20 protein-coding genes and 2 pseudogenes are annotated in these 21,764 nt (G+C 66.4%); 14 read left to right on the top strand and 8 right to left on the bottom strand.

Going from position 1 to position 21,764, the window contains the following annotated elements:
* Positions 1–468: 468 nt before the first annotated feature.
* The 4 genes and pseudogenes from BJF87_RS17690 to BJF87_RS17675 all read right to left on the bottom strand — a co-directional run bounded on the left by BJF87_RS17690 (position 469) and on the right by BJF87_RS17675 (position 4,532).
* Positions 469–1,755 (bottom strand): deoxyribodipyrimidine photo-lyase, encoded by a 1,287-nt coding sequence (locus BJF87_RS17690; protein WP_035750968.1) that lies wholly within the window; start codon positions 1,753–1,755, stop codon positions 469–471.
* Between the two features lie 14 nt (positions 1,756–1,769).
* Positions 1,770–2,138 carry an FKBP-type peptidyl-prolyl cis-trans isomerase gene (locus BJF87_RS17685; RefSeq protein WP_005198205.1) on the bottom strand — a complete coding sequence of 123 codons (369 nt, stop codon included), beginning with the start codon at positions 2,136–2,138 and terminating at the stop codon, positions 1,770–1,772.
* 73 nt (positions 2,139–2,211) lie between these two features.
* Positions 2,212–3,534, bottom strand: a complete 1,323-nt coding sequence (locus tag BJF87_RS17680) for a citrate synthase (protein WP_006361229.1) — start codon at positions 3,532–3,534, stop codon at positions 2,212–2,214.
* A 60-nt stretch (positions 3,535–3,594) separates the two neighbouring features.
* Positions 3,595–4,532 (bottom strand): annotated as a pseudogene (locus BJF87_RS17675) (carbohydrate kinase).
* 58 nt (positions 4,533–4,590) lie between these two features.
* Between BJF87_RS17675 and BJF87_RS17670 the strand changes: the two are divergent.
* The 6 genes from BJF87_RS17670 (at position 4,591) to BJF87_RS17645 (ending at position 8,313) form a co-directional block, all read left to right on the top strand.
* Positions 4,591–5,259, top strand: coding sequence for an allophanate hydrolase subunit 1 (locus BJF87_RS17670; protein ID WP_006361231.1), 669 nt, complete (start codon positions 4,591–4,593; stop codon positions 5,257–5,259).
* Positions 5,256–6,128 (top strand): biotin-dependent carboxyltransferase family protein, encoded by an 873-nt coding sequence (locus tag BJF87_RS17665; RefSeq protein ID WP_035750965.1) that lies wholly within the window; start codon positions 5,256–5,258, stop codon positions 6,126–6,128. The genes BJF87_RS17670 and BJF87_RS17665 overlap by 4 nt, the downstream gene beginning before the upstream one ends.
* Before the next feature lie 71 nt (positions 6,129–6,199).
* A complete protein-coding gene (locus BJF87_RS17660) occupies positions 6,200–6,595 on the top strand; it encodes a phage holin family protein (protein WP_035750963.1) in 396 nt (131 codons plus the stop codon).
* Positions 6,596–6,853, top strand: coding sequence for a DUF3618 domain-containing protein (locus tag BJF87_RS17655; protein ID WP_006361234.1), 258 nt, complete (start codon positions 6,596–6,598; stop codon positions 6,851–6,853).
* A 23-nt stretch (positions 6,854–6,876) separates the two neighbouring features.
* Positions 6,877–7,146: a DUF4235 domain-containing protein gene (locus tag BJF87_RS17650; protein ID WP_006361235.1), complete on the top strand. Its 270-nt coding sequence runs from the start codon at positions 6,877–6,879 to the stop codon at positions 7,144–7,146.
* Positions 7,147–7,191: 45 nt separating this feature from the next.
* Entirely contained in the window at positions 7,192–8,313 is a 1,122-nt protein-coding gene (locus BJF87_RS17645) for an oxygenase MpaB family protein (protein WP_075863656.1), read from the top strand.
* 103 nt (positions 8,314–8,416) lie between these two features.
* Here BJF87_RS17645 and BJF87_RS17640 read toward each other — a convergent pair whose 3' ends face one another.
* The 3 genes from BJF87_RS17640 to pdxH form a co-directional block, all read right to left on the bottom strand.
* Positions 8,417–9,490: an isopenicillin N synthase family oxygenase gene (locus BJF87_RS17640; RefSeq protein WP_035751328.1), complete on the bottom strand. Its 1,074-nt coding sequence runs from the start codon at positions 9,488–9,490 to the stop codon at positions 8,417–8,419.
* A 44-nt stretch (positions 9,491–9,534) separates the two neighbouring features.
* A complete protein-coding gene (locus BJF87_RS17635) occupies positions 9,535–10,803 on the bottom strand; it encodes an MFS transporter (protein WP_035750961.1) in 1,269 nt (422 codons plus the stop codon).
* A gap of 89 nt (positions 10,804–10,892) precedes the next feature.
* A complete protein-coding gene (gene pdxH, locus BJF87_RS17630) occupies positions 10,893–11,588 on the bottom strand; it encodes a pyridoxamine 5'-phosphate oxidase (protein ID WP_281430958.1) in 696 nt (231 codons plus the stop codon).
* 166 nt (positions 11,589–11,754) lie between these two features.
* Between pdxH and BJF87_RS17625 the strand changes: the two genes are divergently transcribed.
* The 8 genes from BJF87_RS17625 (at position 11,755) to BJF87_RS17590 (ending at position 21,252) form a co-directional block, all read left to right on the top strand.
* The gene (locus BJF87_RS17625) at positions 11,755–12,882 is read left to right on the top strand and encodes a citrate synthase 2 (protein WP_075863655.1); all 1,128 of its coding nucleotides are present in this window, start codon (positions 11,755–11,757) and stop codon (positions 12,880–12,882) included.
* Positions 12,883–13,181: 299 nt separating this feature from the next.
* The gene (locus BJF87_RS17620; RefSeq protein WP_081724778.1) at positions 13,182–13,505 is read left to right on the top strand and encodes an invasin; all 324 of its coding nucleotides are present in this window, start codon (positions 13,182–13,184) and stop codon (positions 13,503–13,505) included.
* A gap of 145 nt (positions 13,506–13,650) precedes the next feature.
* Entirely contained in the window at positions 13,651–15,867 is a 2,217-nt protein-coding gene (locus BJF87_RS17615; protein ID WP_262339043.1) for a hypothetical protein, read from the top strand.
* Between the two features lie 278 nt (positions 15,868–16,145).
* A complete protein-coding gene (locus BJF87_RS17610) occupies positions 16,146–16,748 on the top strand; it encodes a hypothetical protein (protein ID WP_262339042.1) in 603 nt (200 codons plus the stop codon).
* Between the two features lie 168 nt (positions 16,749–16,916).
* Positions 16,917–17,834, top strand: a complete 918-nt coding sequence (locus BJF87_RS17605; RefSeq protein WP_042378529.1) for a hypothetical protein — start codon at positions 16,917–16,919, stop codon at positions 17,832–17,834.
* A 168-nt stretch (positions 17,835–18,002) separates the two neighbouring features.
* The gene (gene serC / locus BJF87_RS17600) at positions 18,003–19,148 is read left to right on the top strand and encodes a phosphoserine transaminase (protein ID WP_075863653.1); all 1,146 of its coding nucleotides are present in this window, start codon (positions 18,003–18,005) and stop codon (positions 19,146–19,148) included.
* A gap of 232 nt (positions 19,149–19,380) precedes the next feature.
* A complete protein-coding gene (sepH, locus tag BJF87_RS17595) occupies positions 19,381–20,478 on the top strand; it encodes a septation protein SepH (RefSeq protein WP_035751322.1) in 1,098 nt (365 codons plus the stop codon).
* 3 nt (positions 20,479–20,481) lie between these two features.
* Positions 20,482–21,252: a DUF6928 family protein gene (locus BJF87_RS17590; RefSeq protein ID WP_035750952.1), complete on the top strand. Its 771-nt coding sequence runs from the start codon at positions 20,482–20,484 to the stop codon at positions 21,250–21,252.
* Positions 21,253–21,288: 36 nt separating this feature from the next.
* On the opposite strand, the pseudogene BJF87_RS17585 reads toward BJF87_RS17590, so the two are convergent.
* Positions 21,289–21,764 (bottom strand): annotated as a pseudogene (locus BJF87_RS17585) (HNH endonuclease); the annotation flags it as partial.

The following is a 21,764-nucleotide window of genomic DNA, read 5'->3' as shown; positions in this document are numbered from 1 at the left end:
CACCCAGACAAAGCCGAGCGCCACACAAAAAACAAACATCTACATCCATAAAGAATGCACGATGCCAAAATGGCATCAGACAATTCATCATCACACTATCGAGTTCTCAAAGAACACACACCCACCAGCCACTCACCCCCACAAGGGCTTTCACCAGCAGACTTCGTTCTGACTTTCCACCGCCACCCCGTCTCCGGGGCAACTCTTCCAGCCTACCAGACCCAAACCCCGCCCGCAAAATCCGAGATCCGCGCACCAGGACAGTCCAGCAACCCCACACACCCAGCCCGAGACACCAAGTCTCAAACCAGAAGATCAGGGGCGGCCAACGAAAAACCCGGTCTCCACTCCCCACCAGTCAGACCCTCTCAGGTCCTCCGGGGCGGCGCCGTGGCTCGCTGACTCGACATAAGTTACGCACAGTTTACCCTCAACACAAATCGGCTGGTCAGAGGCTTCTCTGTGCGGTCAGATCTGGCCGAACCGTCGCAGTGCTTCCTCACGTTCGGCTTTGTGGTCGACGATCGGTTCCGGGTAGTCGTCGGCGTCGACATCCCCTACCCAACGCCGGACGTACTCCCCCTCGGGGTCGAACTTCTTGGCCTGCGCTTCCGGGTTGAACACCCGGAAGTACGGCGCCGCGTCGGTTCCGGTGCCGGCCGCCCACTGCCACCCGTGGTTGTTCGACGCCATGTCGCCGTCGACGAGCTGTTCGAGGAACCATTCCGCACCCCACCACCACGGCAGGTGGAGGTCCTTCACGAGGAACGACGCGGTGACCATGCGGACCCGGTTGTGCATCCAGCCCGTCTCAGCCAACTGCCGCATACCGGCGTCGACGAGAGGAAAGCCGGTGCGTCCGGCCTTCCACGCCTCGAAGCGTTCGTAGGCCTCGTCGTCGGTGTCCAGCTCGATGTCGTCGAACTGCCGATTCCAGTTGTGCCACAGGCTGTGTGGCCAGTGGAAGAGGACATCGGCGTAGAAGTCGCGGAACGCCAGCTCGCGAAGGTAGGCCTGACCGCCGGCAGAGCGGCCGAGGTCGGCGGCGAGCGTGCGCGGGTGGATGTTGCCGTACTTCAGGTACGCCGACATCCGACTGGTCACGTCGGCAGCCGGGTCGTTGCGGCCGGTGTCGTAATCGGCGAGATCGTCGTCGACGAATTCTGCCCATCGGGCCAGGGCGGCGTCCTCGCCGGCGGGGAAGGACAGCGTCGTCGGCGCCTTCGGGGTCTTGATCCGGCCGGACTTCTTCACCCCCGACGGGTCGAGGACTGCAGAACCCGGGATCGAGGAATCGGCTGGTTGACGCCAGCCGTGTTCACGCCACCGGCGGAAGTACGGGGTGAACACCTTGTACGGTTCGCCGTCGTCCTTGGTGATCCGACCCGGTGAGACCAGATACGGCGAGCCGGTGGCCTCCAGTGGGACGTCGCCGAGCGCCTCGGCGACGGCCTCGTCGCGGCGTCGGCCGAAGGGGGTGAAGTCCCCGGAGATGTGGACGGCCTCGGCGTCCACGGCTTTCGCCAGACGCGGGATCTCCTCGTCGGGGCGGCCCCGCACGATGAGCAACTTCCCGTCGAGCTTGGCGTCGAGCTCGCGGAGCGAATCGAAGAGGAACGCGAGTCGTCTCTCGCCCGATGATCTCTCGAGCCGAGGATCCACCACAAAGCACAGAAGGACCGACGAATCGTCGGTCCCTCTGGCTGTGGCTAGTGCTGGTAGGTCGCTCAGACGCAGGTCGCGTCTGAGCCACACCAGGTTGGTGGACGTCAGCCCACTCCGAGCAGATCGATGACGAACACGAGGGTCCGTCCCGAGAGGCGGTGCCCCGCGCCGGCCGGTCCGTAGGCCAGCTCCGGCGGAACGGTCAGCTGGCGACGGCCGCCGACCTTCATTCCGGGGATGCCCTCCTGCCAGCCCGGGATCAGCCGGTCCAGCGGGAAGTTGGCCGACTGGCCGCGGTCCCACGAAGAGTCGAACTCTTCGCCGGTCTCGTAGTCGACACCCACGTAGTGGACGTCGACCACGCCCCCGCGGACGGCCTCTGCGCCGTCGCCGACGATCAGGTCGGTGATGGTGAGATCGGCCGGCGGAGGACCCGCCTGGAACTCGACTTCGGGCTTCTCAGTGCTGGTCACAGGACTCTCCTTTGAGTCGGGCGGTCAGTCGGGGTTCCGGGTGGTCGGCGGCCCGACCCGGCGGGGCGTTCGCTCAGCGATCGCCCATCTGCACGTAGTCGCGCTCGGTATAGCCGGTGTAGAGCTGACGCGGACGGCCGATCTTGGTGGTCGGGTCCTCGTGCATCTCACGCCAGTGGGCGATCCAGCCCGGCAGGCGGCCAAGCGCAAACAGGACGGTGAACATCCGCGTCGGGAAGCCCATCGCACGGTAGATGACACCCGTGTAGAAGTCCACGTTCGGGTACAGCTTGCGCTCGATGAAGTAGTCGTCGGACAGCGCGACCTCTTCGAGGCCCTTCGCGATGTCGAGCAGCTCGTCCTCGACACCGAGGGTCTGGAGGATCGAGTCGGCGGTCTTCTTCACGATCGCGGCGCGCGGATCGTAATTCTTGTAGACGCGGTGACCGAAGCCCATCAGCTTGACGCCGGCTTCCTTGTTCTTCACCCGCTTCATGAAGTCCTTGGTGTCGCCACCGTCGGCGCGGATGGCGTCGAGCATCTCGAGCACCGCCTGGTTGGCGCCACCGTGCAGCGGACCCCAGAGGGCGTTGATGCCACCGGAGATCGAGGTGAACAGGTTGGCCTGCGACGAGCCGACGAGCCGGACCGTCGAGGTCGAACAGTTCTGCTCGTGATCGGCATGCAGGATGAACAGCATGTCGAGGGCCTTCGCGACATCCGGGTTGACCTCGTAGGGCTCGGCCGGGAAGCCGAAGGTCATGCGCAGGAAGTTCTCGACGAGGCTCAGCGAGTTGTCCGGGTACAGGAACGGCTGGCCGGCCGACTTCTTGTAGGCGTAGGCGGCGATGGTCGGCAGCTTCGCCAGGAGCCGGATCGTCGACAGCTCGACCTGCTCGTCGTCCTTGGGATCGAGCGAGTCCTGGTAGTACGCCGAGAGGGCGTTGACCGCACTCGACAGCACCGGCATCGGGTGCGCGTTACGGGGGAAGCCGTCGAAGAAGCGCTTGAGATCCTCGTGCAGCAGGGTGTGCCGCTGGATCTTGGTGGTGAAATCCTCGAGCTGCGACGGGGTCGGGAGCTCGCCGTAGATGAGCAGGTAGCTCACCTCGATGAAGGTCGACTTCTCCGCGAGCTGGTCGATCGGGATACCGCGGTACCGCAGGATGCCGGCGTCGCCGTCGATGTAGGTGATGGCCGACTTGGTCGACGCGGTGTTCACGAAACCACCGTCGAAGGTGGTCAGATTTGTCTCGGCAAGGAGCTTGCCGAGTGCGACCGAGTCGGTGCCCTCGGTGGCCTTCAGGATCGGGAGCTCCAGCTGTCCACCGGGGTAGGTGAAGGTCGCTGAGGCCGTGTCGGACGCCTGGTCGGCTGGGACTGTTTCAGCAGACACACGAACCCCTTATTCAGATCAGAGTATTGACAGTGTCCGGATAGGACACACAGGTACAAACTAGTCGCTTCTCAGCTCGCTTGCCCAAGGAGGGTCGGCGCCGGGCCTCGAGACCGTGACCGCAGCGACGTGAGCTGCGAATTCGGCGACCTCACGCCACTGATCGGTCGTCAGTGAGCGAACGGAACGCGGTGACAGCGCACCCAGACGGTCGAGCTGGTGGACGATGCCTCCCAGGACGCTGTCGCCGGCCCCGATCGTGTCGACGACGTCGACATCCCGGGCGGGCACGGTGACCTCGTCATCCGCGGTGGTCACGGTGATCCCGGACGCCCCGGCGGTGGTGATCACCGCGGCGACACCGTCGGCGAGCCAGTCCTTCACGCTGCTCCCGCCGGCGCCTTCGCCGAGCCATGCGGCGTCCTCGTCGGACAGCTTCACCACGTCGACGGACGGCATCCAACTGCGGAAACGGCTCCGGTAGGCGTCGCGTCGGGGATGACGACCGAGCGAATGTTCGGGTCCAGCACGACGAGTCGGCGTTCGGCGTGACAACGCCGCATCAGGTCCTCGTAAACGGTCGCACCGGGTTCGAGCACGAGCGAGAGGGTTCCGAAGGTCACCGCCGCGACGGTCGGGGCCAGCGAACCCGGGTCGGTGACAGCGCGATCCGCGGTGCCCTCGACGTAGAAGGAGTACTGCGCGGAACCGTCGTCGGCGATGGTGGCCAGGGCCAGCGACGTCGGCTCCTCACGCCGCTGCAGCATCGCGGTGCCCACCCCGGCGCCCTGCAGTGCGCCGACGATCGCCTGGCCGTAGTTGTCGGTGGACACCGCCGACAGCAACGACACGGCACTCCCCAAGCGTCCCAAGGTGATCGCGACGTTGAAAGGCCCGCCACCCAGCGCCGGCTGCAGCGGCGCCAGCGTCGCGCCGGATGCCGCCTTCTCCTGCACCACGTCGACGAGCGCCTCGCCGCAGACGACGATCTCTCTCATGGGACCCCTCTTCTCTGTGTGACACAGTCTGCCATTCCCGCGGCGGTAGATTCGGTGCATGCGTGAGTTGCCGGCGGGCCCTGATGCGGTCGTGCTCGACTTCTCGGCCGACGAGTCCCCGTCGGCCGCAGTGCTCGACGCGACGGTCGCCCTGCGTGATGCGGTGGACCGAGGAGAGTTGCCGGAGATCGCCGACCTGGTGCCGAGCGCGCACACATTGTTGGTGCAGGCCCGGCCCGGTCGCGGCGTCGACGAACTCGGTGTGCGGCGGGCGTTGCGCCGCCGACGTTCCGGTGTCGATCGCGGTACCGGATCTGCCGATGAGATCGTGATCCCCGTCCATTACGACGGCGAGGACCTCGCGGATGTCGCTGACACACTGGACATCTCGGCCGACGAGGTGATCGGCCTGCACTGCAGCACGCGCTGGCGAGTGCAGTTCATGGGCTTCGCACCAGGGTTCGGATATCTGGTCGCCGACGGGCCGACACCGCACCCGTTCGACGCGGTGGGCAGGCGCGCGGAGGCACGTCCACGCGTTCCGGAAGGTGCGGTGGCGATCGCCGCCGGTTACAGCGCTGTCTACCCGAAGGCGAGTCCGGGTGGATGGCAGTTGTTGGGCCGCACCGATGTTCGCCTGTGGGACGAGAAGGCCGACCCGCCTGCACTGTTCGCGACCGGGCGGATCGTGCGGTTCGTCGACGCCGGGACGGGCCACCGCGGATGACCGCTGTCACCGTGCTCGCGACCGGCCCCCTCGCGACCTTCCAGGACCTCGGCCGCCCCGGCTACGCGCATCTCGGGGTGCCCGCGTCCGGCGGCGCGGATCGCGGCTCGCTGACCTTGGCCAATCGTCTCGTCGGCAACGACGAATCGGCGGCCACGATCGAGACGACCCTCGGCGGCCTGCGCATCCACGCGCACGGCGACGTACTGGCCGCGGTGACCGGAGCCCACACCGAGGTGCGTCACAACGGCATTCCGGTCGGACTCGCCGCGACCGTCGTGCTGCACGAGGGTGATGAACTGGCCGTCGACCCACCGGCGTGGGGACTGCGCAACTACCTGGCGGTCCGCGGCGGGTTCGACGTCGAGCCGGTTCTGGGGTCTCGGTCGACCGACACCCTGTCGGGGCTGGGGCCTCCGGTGCTCACCGCGAACGTGACCGTGAAGGTGGGTCGTGCCGCCGGCGAATGGCCCCCGGTGGAGTCGGCGCCGTCGAACACCACGCATCCGCGGGTCGTCGTACTCGAGGTGGACGAGGGACCACGCGCCGAGCTGTTGGCGGTTCCCGCGAATCTGCGTTCGGGAACGTGGGTCGTCGGCGCAGACAGCAACCGCGTCGGCGTGCGCATCGACCGCGCCTCGGGATCGTCGCACCCCCTGCTGACGCATCGGGAGGACGCCGGCGAATTGCGTTCGGAGGGCGTCGCACACGGGGCGGTGCAGGTGCCGCCGAGCGGGCGGCCGGTGCTGTTCCTCGCCGACCATCCGGTCACCGGCGGTTATCCCGTCGTGGCCGTTCTGACCGATGCCGCGGTCGATCTCGCGGCTCAGCTCGTCCCCGGTTCGGAGGTCCGCTTCCGGCGGCGATAGCGTCCGGCGCTCAGGTTTGGGACCGCGGACGGCAGGGAACGCGGGGGACGTCCCCGAATGGAGGTACCAACGTGAGCGATCCTTCAGTGAACGACCTGTCGACCGTGCAACTCATCGAGCGCCTACAGAGTCAGACGACAACCCTGGTCAAGACCGAGTTGCAGCATGCGGTGGCGGAGATGAAGGGCAAGGGCACCCGGATCGGAGTCGGCGCGGGGATATCCGGCGCGGGCACCCTGCTGGTGCTGTTCGGCCTCGGAACATTGGTCGCGGCCGCCGTCCTGGGCTTGGCCAACGCGGTTCCGGCGTGGCTGGCCGCGGTGATCGTCGGCGTGGTGCTGCTGGTGATCGGCGGAGCGGCTGCGGCCATCGGTGCGAAGCGTGCGAAATCGGCCGTCCCGCCCGCCCCCGAGCACACCGTCGAAAGCGTCCAGCGCGACATCGCAACCGTGAAGGAGCACCTGTAGATGAGTGACACGCAACCTGACCGGAACCCGGCCGGCGACCCGCCGCTGGTGGAACAGCAGCGCGAGGAACTCGCCGAGACGGTCGATGCGCTGGCCGCGAAGCTCGACGTTCCGGCCCGGGTGAACACGGCTGCCGCGGAGACCGCCCACACCGCGAAGGTGAAGGCCGAGGAGAACCGGACGACGCTGATCGGCGTCGCGGTGGCCGCGGTTCTCGCGATCGGAACCGTCATCGTCGTCAAACGCCGTCGCCGCTGACCCGACTCACAAGGAGTTACGACATGAGTGCCGTGTCCAAGACGTTCTACAAACCGCTCTCCCTGGCGACGAGCGTGCTCGGCGGTATCGCCGCCGGGGCCGTCTTCGGTCAGATCTGGAAGCGGATCTCCGACGACGCCGAAGCCCCCGACCCCAAGGACCTCGAACGCAGCAATGTCGAGGTCTTGGCCGCCGCTGCGCTGCAGGGACTCGTCTTCGGGCTGGTCCGCGCGGCCGTCGACCGGGCCGGAGCACGCGGCTACAAGGCGGTCACACACGAGAACCCCGACTAGGCGAATGGTTGACACCCACCTGAGACGAACCTAGGGTTCTGTCTCATGACTGAGGTACTGAACGACGCACAGAACACCTGTCCCGTTCACGCCACCGACTCCGGGCCGGCCGGGGCCGACTGCCCGGCCGGGCACTCCCCTGATGCCCAGTTGTCGGAAGACGGCTACGAGATCAACGCCTCGGGAGTCAAAGCCGCGCACGAGTACGAACCGCTCGGTCCGGACTCGCTGACCTGGCAGATCTGGGGCACCTGGACCGGCATGTTCCAAGGGCTGTGGGCCGGCTCGATCCAGAACATGCACCCCAAGCTGGGTGCGGCCGTCTGGGACCACTCCGACTTCTTCGGCGAACGCTGGCAGCGCCTCATGCGGTCGCTGTACCCGATCAGCGGCGTCGTCTTCGATTCCGTCGTCCCCGGCGCGCAAACCGGTCTCGAGGTGCGCGACTACCACAAGACGGTCAAGGGCACGATGGAGGACGGATCGCGGTACCACGCACTCGATCCCGATGTCTTCTACTGGGCGCACGCGACGTTCTGGTACGGCAACGTCCGACTGTGTGAGCGGTTCGGACCGTTCCTCACCGAGGATCAGAAACGTCAGCTGTTCGAGGAGTCCAAGGCCTGGTACGCGCAGTACGGTGTCTCGATGCGCCCCGTCCCGGAGACCTACGAGGATTTCCTCGAGTACTGGGATTACATGTGCCGCAACGTTCTTCGTGACCACGTCTCGGTACGCACCGTCCTCGACATCACCCAGCTGCCGCCGCCGCCGTTCCTGAGCTTCGTCCCGAAGTCGGTCTGGGACCGCTACCTCGTCCCGCAGAACCAGAAGCCGTTCATGTGGCTGACGACGGGTTTCTACGACGAGCCGATCCGCGAGATCCTCGGGCTCGAGTGGACTGATGCGGACGAGCGTCGATTCCGCCTGCTGGGCAAGGGCATCAACCTCGTCATGCACAAGATGTTGCCGAAACGCCTCCTGCGCCACCCGCGGCCGCGCGACGCCTGGGACCGCGTCAACGGCAAGGTCGCGACGGACGCACCGATCGTCCACACGCCCAAGCGCAACCTGCCGCCGCTGGACCAGCGCGACAATCCGATGCACTACTGCCCGGTGACCGCCGCTCGTCGGGCTACCTATCCGACGGTGCTGACCTCGGACTGAGTCCTTCACTATTGTCGTCGGGGGCGGTTCCCGCTCACGAGTTCCGTTGCCGCTCACGCCCTTCGTGTGAGCGGGAACGGACTGAGTGAGCGGGAACTGTCGTCTACTGCTGTCCCAGTCCCCGACGCATCGCGTGCCGCACTCGTTCCGCCTCCCGCTGGGCGTACGGGTTCGGCCGTCCGGCCCGTGATCCGGCGAGTTTGGCACCGATGTGTTCCCCGACCGTGATCGGCGAATACCGGCTTCCCGCACCGACACACGACGGCAGGGTCGCGATCATCGCGTCGATGTTGCCGTCGTGGAAGTACGCGGCGGAGCGTCGACGTTCGATCGAGCCGTCGACGATCGGCGGTTTCACCCGATGCAGCGTCGACATCCACCGCTCATTGGTCCAGCGGGCCATCAGGTCCCCGAGATTGATCAGCAGTGCACCGTCTTCGGGACTGACGTCGTGCCATCGCCCCTGACGGTCGAGAACCTGCAGACCCTTCACCTGGTCCGCCCACAAGACGGTGACGATGCCGTAGTCGGTGTGTTCCCCCATTCCGGTCAGCTCCCCGTCGAGTTCGATCTCGCCGGGCGGGAGGGCGTAGTTGTTCATTCGCAGGACGTCGAGCGAGTGGTCGGTGAAGCCCTCGAAGAAGTCGGCAGGAAGGTCGAGGGCGTCCGCGAAGATGCGGGTCAGGGTGTGCGCGACGCGTCGTGCCTCGGCGAAGTACGCCGACACCGCCGCCTCGAAATGGTCGACGGCCGGCCACGTGTTCGCGGCGTAATGGTCCTCGGGAAGGGCGAGGTCGGGGTACTCGCGGGCCTCGACGCCGACGTTGAACGCCTCGAAGAAGTCGTTCATCCGGTCCGCCTGCTCGACGCCCAGCGACAACGACAAGGACTCCGATCTCGGTGGCGCATAGCCGCGATTGATCTCGGGTGGCGTGCGGTAAGCCTTCTTCACCTCGAGTGGCAGCGCGAAGAAATCGTCCATGACCGCGGTGAATTCCTCGATGACCGCCGACGGGATCTCGTGGCCGACGATCTGCATGAAACCCACCGAGCAGGCGGCGGCGTCGACCTTGGCCGCGACGACGGCCCGATCGGCGGGGTCACCGTTGCGGATGTAGGGCGAGATGTCGATGATCGGCACTCCGAAACCCTCGGTGGCGGCGGTCATGGCGTCAATGGTGACACCGAAACGCCGAAACCGCTGGCCAGGGGTCGAACAGGTCAGGTGCGCTGACCTGCCCGGTACTGGACGAAGGCCGGGATCAGCAGCGCCGCGATGATCGTCGCGATCACCACCGCGACGCCACCGAAAGCCGTTGCCGCCGCGACGCCGATCGATGCGGCGGCGGTGCCGTGCGCGACGTCGGCGATGCGGGGTCCGCCGGCGACCACCACGATGAACACGCCCTGCAGGCGTCCGCGCACCTCGTCGTTGGCCGCCGCGAGCAGGATGGTCTGCCGGAATGCGGCCGACGCCATGTCGGCGGCACCGCCGATCATCAGCAGCACCACCGCGACGACGAGCATCGGCATCGTCGAGCCGTCGGCGAAGGACACCGCGATGCCCGTGCCGGTGATCGCCAGGCCCCAGATGATGATGCACACGACGACGGCCAGACCTTGCCGTTCGACGCGCGTGACCCAGCCCGAGAAGATGCCGCCGACCACGGCGCCCGCCGAGATCGCGGTGAACAGCAGGGCGAAGGCGATGCCGCCGCCCTCGGGCCCGCCGAAGTTCTCGTGTGCCATCTGCGGGAAGAGCGCACGGGGCATGCCGAAGATCATCGCGATGAGGTCCACGAGGAAGGACGCCATCAGGATCTTGTGGCCGGTCAGGTATCGGAGACCTTCGATGACCGATCGCAGGCCCGCGACCTTCGGTGCCGCGTCGCTCTCGGGACGCAGCGACGGCAGCATGACGACCGCGATCAGTGTCGGCAACAGCAACAGGGTGTCGGCGAAGTAGAGCCACGAGTAGCCGAGGATCGGGATCAGCGCGCCACCGACGAGCGGCCCGGCGATCGCGCCCGCCTGCATGACCGTCATGTTCAGCGACAACGCCGCGGGGAGGTCCTTGGCGTCGATCAGGCGCGGCAGCACCGCCGTTCGTGTCGGCTGGTTCACCGCGAAGAACGCCTGCTGAACGGCGAAGAGCACCAACAAGATCCACACGTTGTCGCCGCCGGCCGCGGCCTGCGCCCAGAACAGCAGGCTGCAGACGATGAGGCCGATCGTGGTGACGACCAGCAGTGTCCGACGGTCGACGACGTCGGCGAGCGCACCGCCCCACAGCCCGAACACGACGAGCGGGACGAGCCCGAACACGCCGGTCAGACCGACGTACGCAGAGCTGCCGGTGACCTCGTAGATCTGCGCGGGCACCGCGATGATCGTGAGCTGGGCCCCGATGACCGTGACGATGTTCGCGATCCACAGCCGTCGGAAATACCGGTTCCGCAGGGGCGTCGTGTCTGCGAGGAGCCGTGACATTTTCACGATGCTAGGAGGCCCCTCGGGTGTGACCTCCGTCCGGTCCGCCGGGCCGCCACGAACCCCCGGGAATCACCAGTGGACCCGTCTCAGGGCTGCAACCGCTCGATTCGCCATTCGTGGTCGACGTGGGTGAGTCGCACCCGGTTGTGCAGGCGGTTCGCCCGCCCCTGCCAGAACTCGACCTCCACCGGCTCGATGCGATAGCCACCCCAGTCCGACGGGACGGGGATCTCGTCGCCGGCGTCGAATCCGCCGTACCGGTCGGCCAGATCGGCGGCCTTCTGTTCGAGTTCGAGGCGGCTGCCGATCGGCCGGGACTGATCCGACGCGGCGGCCGACAACTGCGAGCCGCGCGGCCGGAGCTCCCAGTAGGCCTGTGTCTCCTCGGCGCTGAGATGTTCGACGGGACCGCGGAAATGGACCTGACGCTCCAACGCGATCCACGGGAATGTCACGGATGCGTAGGGATTGTCGGCCAGATGCCGACCTTTGTCCGACTCGTAGCCGGTGAAGAAGACCACCCCGTTGGCGTCGACACCCTTGCACAGCACGGTGCGGGTCGACGGCCGACCGTCGGCGTCGGCGGTACCCAGGACCATCGCGTTGGGCTCGGCGATCCGGGCGTCGAGCGCTTCCTTCAGCCAGACACTGAACAAGTCGAGCCACGGCGGGTCGCCGCGGAGCCAGCTGGGGTCGAGGTTCTCGCGAATTCCGTCTGCTCCCGCCGCGCGATCGCCCTCTCCGATGTTGGGCGGAATACCTCCGCCGTAGCCGACGCGCATGTTCGGCAGATCAATCGGATCGAGCGGTTTCTCCAACACTCGCCTGAATTTACTCCGCCGACATCGTCACTCCCTGATACACGCGGGGTGTCGTGCTGATCTACAGTTCGATCTGGATCGACGCACGTGATTGCAGGACACAGTTGTCTGGAGTGAGGTGGTTGTCATGGCCAACGCGGTTCCCGAGGATTTCGTCCCAGGTCTCGAAGGCGTGGTGGCTTTCACCACCGAGATCGCCGAACCCGACAAGAACGGCGGCAACCTGCGTTATCGCGGCGTCGACATCGAGGATCTCGTCGAGAACAAAGTGACCTTCGCCGACGTCTGGGCACTTCTCGTCGACGGCAAGTTCGGCGACGGACTGCCCCCGGCCGAACCGTTCCCGCTGCCCATCCACACCGGTGACGTGCGCGTCGACGTGCAGGCCGCACTCGCGATGCTCGCCCCGATCTGGGGTTATGAGCCGCTCCTCGACATCGACGACGAGACCGCTCGCGAAAACCTGGCCCGCGCATCGGTGATGGCGCTGTCCTACGTGGCGCAGTCGGCTCGAGGCATCCATCAGCCCGCGGTCCCGCAGCACGTCATCGACGAATGCTCCACCGTCACCGAACGGTTCATGACCCGCTGGAAGGGCGACCCGGACCCCAAGCACGTCGCCGCCATCGACGCCTACTGGGTCAGCGCCGCCGAGCACGGCATGAATGCGTCGACCTTCACCGCACGAGTCATCGCCTCCACCGGCGCCGACGTCGCCGCGTCGCTGTCGGGAGCGATCGGCGCCATGTCCGGACCGCTCCATGGTGGTGCGCCGGCCCGCGTGCTGCCGATGATCGAAGAGGTCGAGAGCACCGGTGACGCACGAGGATTGGTGAAGGGAATCCTCGACCGCAAGGAGAAGCTGATGGGCTTCGGGCACCGCGTGTACCGCGCCGAGGACCCCCGGGCCCGCGTGCTCCGACGCACCGCCCAGGAACTCGGGGTACCGCGTTTCGAGGTGGCCGCCGCGCTCGAGCAGGCCGCGCTCACCGAACTTCGCGAACGACGCCCCGACCGCGCGATCGAGACGAATGTCGAGTTCTGGGCCGCGGTCATCCTCGACTTCGCCGAGGTCCCGCCGCACATGATGCCCGCGATGTTCACCTGCGGGCGCACCGCGGGCTGGTGTGCCCACATCCTGGAGCAGAAGCGCCTCGGCAAGCTGGTCCGCCCTGCGGCGATCTACACCGGCGCCGCACCCCGCCGTCCCGAGGACGTCGCCGGCTGGGGTGATCTGGTGAAGCCGGGGCTTTAGCCGCCGCAGCAACCGACTGCCCGTTACTGTCGCGCGCTGGCGGCCAGGAGAACCCGCTCAACGTCGTGGCCATCACGTCCTGCGGAGGCCCAGTCGCCTTCTCGGAGTCGAACCCGCAGAGCGGTTAGGTATTCCTCGATCAGTTCGTCGAGACGATCGAACGGATCGTCGGATCTGAAAAGCACGATGAGATTCAACGGCCACCCGACGCCGCCTGTGGATGCCTCTCAGCCGGCCGGCCTGCGGCATCGTAAAGTCTTGCGTGGGTAACGCCGTATGCACGACGTTTGGGGGAGAAAGTGAGTGGGGAATTCACGGTCGACGCCGGTGCGATGGACAGCATCGCCGGGGCGCTCGAGGGTATGTCGGCTTTCATCGAATCCGCGCCGAGCCCCGACCTGTCCGCCGATGTGGCAGCCGCGATGCCGAACTCTCCTCTGGTCGCGGCAACAGCTGACGCAACCAAGATGGTCAAGCAGTCCAAGACTGCGGTGTCGGGGCAGTGGGAGACCTTCGCCTCTGCGGTTCGCGCCGCTCGCACGATCGCCGAGAGCGCGGACGAGGGGAATGCGACGAAGTTCCAGAACTTGTCGACCCTCCCCGGCATCGAGTTCCCACAGTGAGCGATGCGCTGCCGTTGACCAAGGCGATCATGGATTCGTGGAACCCTTGGGACATGGCGGAGCATTCTCTGACAACTCTTGCCACTGACATCCGTGAGAATTCCGTTGCGGCTCACTCAACCGTCGATCAGATGCCGAGCACCTCATGGGAGGCCAGGCGCGAGACGCAGCGAATTGGCGTGCCGCCGACCAAGCCTCCTGGGCGAAGAAGGTCGCGGACGGTGTCGACGATCTCCAGGTGGCGCTCACCGACGCCGCCGAGGCGATCAGTACCTCGCAGGCCGTCGTCAACGGCGCGCTCCTAGGCGCAACCCTGCAGCGTTGTTTCCTGGTGAGCGACACCGATCCCACCTGGGCGATGCGTTATGTCCCGAAAGAGGACGACGACCTGACTCCGGCAGAGATCGCCGAGCGAGAACGTCAGATGACCAGCTTCGTCAAATCCAAGGCCGACGAACTGGCGACGACGGCGGCCGACCACGCCGCCCTGATCAAGGGGGCCGTCGATGCGCTCAACACCGTCGCACCGCCGGCGCTGACCATCAGCGCGCAGGACGGTCGCCGGGACGCCGACCTGGCCGAGAACGGCTGGACCGACGAAGAAGCCGCGTTCGTCGGCCGCAACCTGCGCGCCGCCGGACTCTCCGAAGATCAGATTCAACAACTACTCAACGGCGAGAAACTCACCGACGTCCCTGCGGGAGTGCAGGAATACCTGCACATGTTCTACGGGAACCTGGACTCCGACGAACTGTTCAGCCTGAAGTCGAAGTTCGACGGCATGGAAACGCCTGACGGCGCTTCATGGTCCAGGGCCCTCGGCCAAGGTTTGGTCACGCTCTCGAACGAGAACGTCGGAAACAACGCCGGTTATCAGTACCTACCGTCGTGGGTTCGCGACTGGTCGGAGAATTACAACTCGAACGACGGCAAACGGATCCGCGACATCGATGTCCCACTCGCTGGACTCATCGGCAACAGCGGATCCGCGCCTCCCGGGGAACGGTTCGGCACCGAGCTCATACGGAAGGCGGCCGGAGGCGCGAGCCGAAGCGCCGAGGACAGCGGCCTCCTGGCACCCGAAAGCAATTACGGCAACCTACACGATGTTCCGGACGCCGCACGATCGAAGTACGAGGAAACGATCCGTCGTTTCCTAGATGTCGGCGGTCGAAGCCAGGTTGCGGCGACTGCGTTCCTCACCGGCGAGTACGCCGATGGGACAGCGCTTGTCGACTTCGACCGCGACGACATGGTCGGCTACGCCTTCAGGCACGACTGGAATGACGGGGGCGCTGCCGCGGGGAGCCTGGTCGACTGGATTCGCGATTATGGGGGAAGCGGGAATCCGACCAACGTAGCGCTCGCAGACCGTGCGTTCAGCGGGTTGTTCGATTGCACGACGTCCACCGGCGGAGACAACACCTTCTCCGATCTGATGAACGCGAATTCCTCGGGTGATGCGATCGGAAAGATCAACCCGCACCTTGCGGGAGCCCTGCGAGAGGCTTCGCTCCCATACCTCAACATCCTCGCCGGTGGTGATTCGGCCGTGTACGGCCACTCCGGATTCGATCCGGACATCCCACCCGATGAGATGCAGCGTCGAACCGCGCGACTGTTCACGCTGATCGCCAGCGACAACACATACGGTGAGCCCACGGCCGAGAATCCCGATGGGACGGGCGCTGGAGCAGACCTGTACCGAGACATCCTCGACCAAACCGTTCGTAACGGCGCCACCGCCGGCGAACTGGCGGCCTCAGAGCCTCACCGCGCTCGTTCACTAGCCGAGCTCAGCGCAAACCTGAGGGCGCTGGGGCAGTCCGGTCTGTATGGCGCCGAGTACGACCTGCAACGTGATGAGGATGCCAACACAGACGAGCGGAACGATGCGAACACCAAAGTCCGGAACATCGTCAGTTCTGCGTCGGCGGGCTTGACTGCTGTTCCTCACCCTGCCGCAATCGGAGTCGGCGCCGCTGGGACTGCCGCTACCCCGTGGCTCCTTCCCGCCGAATCACCCGGGGACGTCCCGTTTCGACCTCCGACAGTCGCTGGCGGCGGTGGCACCGCAGCGGAAGACGAGATGCACCTGGTCTATGGCGCCCTGCGCGGGCTCGAAATTGCGCCTGAACCAGGCGCCCTCGCGGAGTCTTGGTATCGCGAAGACGGACAACTCAAGCCACTCGCGCACATTCTCTCCGAGCACAAAGGTGACAGCGGCGAACTGCTGAGCGCGATGGAACGCGCTCTCGGCGATGACGATCTGCTGGAGTCACTGCGGGCTGGTACGAGTACTGGAAACCATCAGGGACGGATGAACTTCGACCCCACCGACCTGACAACTATGACGACATGATCCTGAATGGCTCAGATTAAATGACAATCAGACGGACCGCCTCAGTCCTCCTCGCCGTCTTGACACTTGCGGTAGCCGGTTGTTCCACTGCGAGCACCCCCGCCGAGAATGCGTTCACATCAGCGAAATCGACAACGCTGAGCACTGTCGCCCCTCAGGACTACCAATACCCCGCCGGCCTCGCCGGACCCTACAGCGTGGTCTGGTCAGCCGCCGAACCGATCGACTTGCACAGCAGGCCCGCCGAGCTGGCACGCGCATACCTGGAGTCCTGTCAATTGTCGGTGTTCGGCCGTCCGAACGTCTACCCGGGCGCAGTCGCCGCGGCCCCCGAACCCAGCCTCGAGAACCAAGTCGGTTGCCTCTACGCCACGAAACGACCCGAAGCCACGTTTCCGGCCTACTACGGCACCTTGTATGCACGCATCACAGAACTCATCGTGTCCGACAAAACCATCTCAGCGGGGGGCTGCTACACCAGAATCGGGCGCGCCGAAGTCGAGACACATGAACCCGACACCACCTCTGCCACCGCGCAGGAATTCAGTTTCACCGCCGACCTGCCCGACGGGTCAATCGACTCCAGAAGGAACGTGAACCGGACAGCTCGGCCGGGGTCGGGTACGCGCGCACCCCAGTTCGACGTCTTCTACCCGTGGAAGTTCCGCGCTGTCCCCTGGGGCACTCCGCAGCCTGCCGAGGGTCCGCCCAACAATCGTGATTGCGCCCGATGGGCAGCATCACTCGTCGACCAGGTCCCCGCCTTTTCCGGACAGAAGCCCTTCACCTCGACCGGCCGGAGCGCAACCCTGACACCGAGGATGTTCGGCGAGCGAGGTTTTCCGACCTTCCCTCAAACCCCGGCCTGGCCCTCCCCCTAGCCTCCACAGAGTCGCTGGTTCCAGTGCAGCAGCGCCAGTTCTAGCTGGCGCATCTATGCTCAAGTCGCGATTCTGCGGGAGCGGCGGAGATGTGGACAACGCCGGAAACCCTCCACAACCAGGCCCGACACGACGGCAAGACGCGGAGGTCGGGGCACCATCGGACCCATGACCTCCGACAACCCCGTCGTGCGACGATCCGCACTGAGCACGGTCCTCGGCAACGAGGAACTCAAGCTACGGCAAGACGAGGGGACCCTGACCAGCGTCTGGCGCGGCGCGGTACATCTCGGGCCGACGCCCGACGACGCGACCGAGAAGTACCGCCTCACCGTCATCGGCGCCGCGACGGTCGGAGGCGAGCAACGCGTCGTCAGCCATCAGTCAGCCGCTGCGCTGCACGGCATTCCACTCCTGCGCCCCGATCTGACGAAGGTCCACTTCACCACTGCCAAGACCGGCCGGGCCGGCGCGAAGATCCACCTTCACCGCCACAAGCTCCTGCCCGAACACGTCACCGTCGTCGACGGCGTGCGGGTGACGACTCCGGCACGCACGGTCGCCGACATCGCGCGACGGGGCACCTTCGAACAGGCCGTGTGTTGCCTCGACAGCGGACTGCGGCTCGGCGTCGATGCCGCAGACCTCGGCGAGCTCGCCGCATCTGCAACCCGGATGAAAGGCGTGGCCTGCCTGCGTCGGGCGCTTGCCGTTGCTGATGGGAGGTCGGAGTCCGTCGGGGAATCATTCAGTCGCGCAACGATGCTCACCCTCGGTATCCCTCCGCCCGACCTCCAGGTCACCGTCCTCGACGACGCGGGCCGGTTTGTCGCACGCGGCGACTTCGGTTGGGAGGACAAGGTGATCGGCGAGTTCGACGGAAGGGTCAAGTACTCCGGACAGTTCGGGACGTCGGCGTCGGAGACGGTCTTCGCCGAGAAGCGTCGCGAAGACGCGATACGACGGACCGGACGCATCGTCGTGCGCTGGACCTGGGACGACCTGCTGAAGCCCATGCACTTTCGAAAGCTCATCCTCGACGCCCTGCTCGACGCCAAGGTGTTTCCGGCGCCCACAGAATCTTGACCTGCAATCAGAAGCGCGAGTTCCATCCAGCGCCCCTGGGCGCAAGTAGCGATTCTCGGGAAAGACAAGCCCACACGTGCCCGAAATCGGCGAATCCCCGGACGGCCGGGATCGCGTAAGCCGAGGTGGCCCGAAGGTGGCCTCCGCCACAACCCTAGAATTGACGCCATGAGCGATACCGCAACCGCACCCATCACCCTGCCCGCCGACCTGCTGCCGTCGGACGGCCGCTTCGGTTGCGGACCGTCGAAGGTGCGCCCCGAGCAGTTGCAGTCCCTCGTCGACACCGGCGCATCGGTGTTCGGCACCAGCCACCGGCAGGCACCGGTCAAGAACGTGGTCGGCTCGATCCGTGAGGGTCTGGCCAACCTGTTCTCGCTGCCCGAGGGCTATGAGGTCGTCCTCTCCAACGGCGGCACCACCGCCTTCTGGGATGCCGCCGCGTTCGGCCTGATCAAGCAGCGTTCGCTGCACCTCACCTACGGTGAGTTCTCGTCGAAGTTCGCGACCGTCGCCAAAAAGGCGCCGTTCCTGGACTCGCCCGCGGTCATCTCCACCGATCCCGGCACCGCTCCCGATCCGGCCGCACTGACCGCTGACGATTTCGGCGGCGTCGACCTCATCGGATGGGCCCACAACGAGACCTCGACCGGTGTGTCCGTGCCGGTCGTGCGCCCCGCCGGCTCCGACGACGCGCTCATCGCCATCGACGCCACCTCGGGTGCAGGCGGCCTGCCCGTCAACGTCGCCGACGCCGACGTCTACTACTTCGCGCCGCAGAAGTGCTTCGCCTCCGACGGTGGCCTGTGGGTCGCGCTGATGAGCCCCCGCGCCCTCGCCCGCGTCGCCGAGATCGCCGAGACCGACCGCTGGTGCCCCGAGTTCCTGTCGCTGCCGACCGCCGTCGACAACAGCAGCAAGAACCAGACCTACAACACCCCCGCAGTCGGCTCGCTGCTGCTGTTCGCCAACCAGATCGAGTGGATGAACAACAACGGCGGCCTCGACTGGTGCGTCTCGCGCACCGCCGATTCGAGCTCGCGCCTGTACCAGTGGGCCGAGGCCAGCGAGTACGCGACGCCGTTCGTCGCCGAGCCGGCCAACCGCAGCCAGGTCGTCGGCACCATCGACTTCAACGATGACGTCGACGCCGCCGCGGTCGCCAAGACCCTGCGCGCCAACGGCGTCGTCGACACCGAGCCGTACCGCAAGCTCGGCCGCAACCAGCTGCGTATCGGCATGTTCCCGGCCATCGATCCCGAGGACGTCACCAGGCTCACCAACTGCATCGACTACATCGTCGAGCGCCTCTGAGCTCGGCCAGAACCAACCGTCACCGGCGCGTCGCACCTTCGGGTCGACGCGCCGGTGGCGTTCGGGCCAGCGGGTAGCCTGGACAACACAGACCACATACGACGCACCCATCGCTGGTGTCGCAGCGGCCCCACGGGTTCTGAACTGCGGTTTTACCGCGTGTCCCACAGTGAATCGGCAGATCGGTGAGTTAATGTGACCCCAATGCGTGCACCCACCGGAGGAGGAGCAGATGCGTGAGCTCCGCGTCGTCGGGGTGGAAACCGACGGTTCCCACGTCATCTGCCAAGACCCTCAATCAGGTGAGAAATTCCGGATCGCCTCCGACGAACGCCTTCGCGCCGCGGCCCGCGGCGACATCACCAGGCTGGGACAGATCGAGATCGAGATGGAAAGTGCATTGAGGCCACGAGAGATCCAGGCACGCATCCGCGCAGGCGCCTCCGTCGCCGAGGTCGCCGCCGCGGCCGGGGTTGGTGTGGACAAGATCGAACGATTCGCCCACCCGGTGCTGCTCGAGCGCAGCCGCGCGAGCGAACTCGCCGGTGCCGCCCACCCGATCCGGCACGACGGCCCGGCCGTCGCGACCCTCGCCGAATCCGTGGCGGAAGGGCTCGTCGCATACGGCCACAACCCCGCCGACGCCGACTGGGACGCCTGGAAGGACGACGGCGGCTACTGGGTCGTGCAGGTCGCCTGGAGCGTCGGACGCACCGACAACCTCGCGCACTGGCGCTACCAGCCCGGCACCCACGGCGGCACAGTCGACCCGCTCGACGACCTCGCCGACGAACTGACCCACCCCGAGACGATCGCGCCGCGACGCCGGCTCACGCCGGTCGCCGCACCGGAGGTCGCCGTTGAGACCACGTCCGACGGCCGCGAGGAAGTCACCATCGACGCCAACTCCCTCATCGGTGCGCAGCGTGCGCGGCAGGAACGTCGCGCGACGCACGACGACCACGGCACCGTCCCCCTCGATTTCGGGTTCGACGACGAGACCGACGCGCACACTCCGCCGGCTGCGGTCACCCCGATCTCGGCTCCCGTCGCACAGGCTCCCGACACACAGGCTCCCGACGAAGTAGCTCCCGTCGAACGGGCCGTCGACGACGAGGAGCCCGCCGAATCGGCAGTCCGGGAGACCACCGAAGCCGACGCCGCCCCGGCGACCGCCGAGGACAGCACTCACGATCCGTCGGAATCGTCTGCGTCCGGCGAGCCCGGACCGGCCCATGCTGACCGTCCGCGCAAGAAGAAGACCCGCAAGCCCGCCGTGCCCGCCTGGGAGGACGTCCTGCTCGGCGTACGTAGCAACGGGAACAGCTGATCGATGTCGGCACGCGCGGCCACCGTCTGGTTCATCGACTCCCCTGACCCGGCCGACGACCTACGAACCATCGTGCGCGCACAGCAGCACGATCATCAGCACGCCCAGCAGCTTGCGACGAAGATCTATGGCGACAGCGTGCTCGTCCCGCTCGTCGACACCGACCTCGCGACCGCGGCCGCCGCGAAGGATCACCACGTCTACGCCGGTTATTACGGTTCGCTCGCGGTGATCTCGTGCTCGCTGTTCGAGACGGCGACCCCCTCGACGCTGACCCGGACGCTGGCCGCGGTCCGACCGAGTGCGGTGACGACGCTGCTGTACACCGAACCCGAGACGTCGTTCGGTGCGTTCGCCCGCTGGGAGTCGGGTTCACTTCGACGTTCGTTCTCCGCCGACCCGGTGACCATCCACGAGGACGACGGCCTCCCGTTCACCTTCGAGAAGCCGTTCTGGGGCGGCGAATACCCGCTCACCTACGCCGAGGGTGTGCCGAACCAGGGGATGGCGCTGCCCTTCCACCCGGCGCAGCTCGCCGAGGAGGCCAACCGGTCCTGGCTCGGGTTCCGCTACACCCATCCCCTCGCGCCGACCGACCTCGACCCGGCCGACATCACCGTCACCTGCTTCGCGCTTCACCCCGCGGAGTACGAACCCACCGCCGCCGACTTCGAGAACTACCGCAGAGCCACCGCCGCGCGTAGTGCGGAACGCACCGCGCACGAGGGCACGCCACGCAAGCGCGGAAGATTCCGGGAGTACTTCGGTTTCTGATCCGGGTGGCTTCTGTTCCCGGACGACTTGTCGCCCTCAGTCGTACAACGTCACCTTGCCGAGGAGTGCCGCCAGTTCCAGTTCGACAGCAGACAGCTCGGAGCTCGACAGCTTGCGGGCAGTCGGCCTCGCCGGCCGATAGTCGATGACCCTGCGTGCGACAAGGCGCACTCCATCGCCGGACTGCTCGTCTGGTCCGTGAATCTCGTTGCGTACCTGTTTGAGTTGTTCGGCGAACCGGCGGGGGATGTCGGGTCGCCGGTTGATGCGCTCGGGGTTGGGTGGTGCGCCGGGTTCGGCGTTCAACCGCCAGGCGCAGCGGCCTTCGTCGGGACCTTCACGGACCATGCGGGTGGTGTAGCCGCCGGGTTCATTGCTGACCATCCGATTGTGTTTCGGGCACGCCGGTGCGAGGTCGGTGATGTCGGTGAGTCCACCGAGACCCCAATCCAGTTGCGCGTGGTGCATTTCCACGTGCGCGGCGGATATGCCGCAGTCGGGGGTGGAACAGA

Source organism: Gordonia sp. CNJ-863 (genome assembly GCF_001942325.1).
GTDB lineage: Bacteria > Actinomycetota > Actinomycetes > Mycobacteriales > Mycobacteriaceae > Gordonia > Gordonia alkanivorans.
The sequence above is the reverse complement of the archived record's forward strand: the minus strand, read 5'-3'. Positions and strand labels throughout refer to the sequence as shown.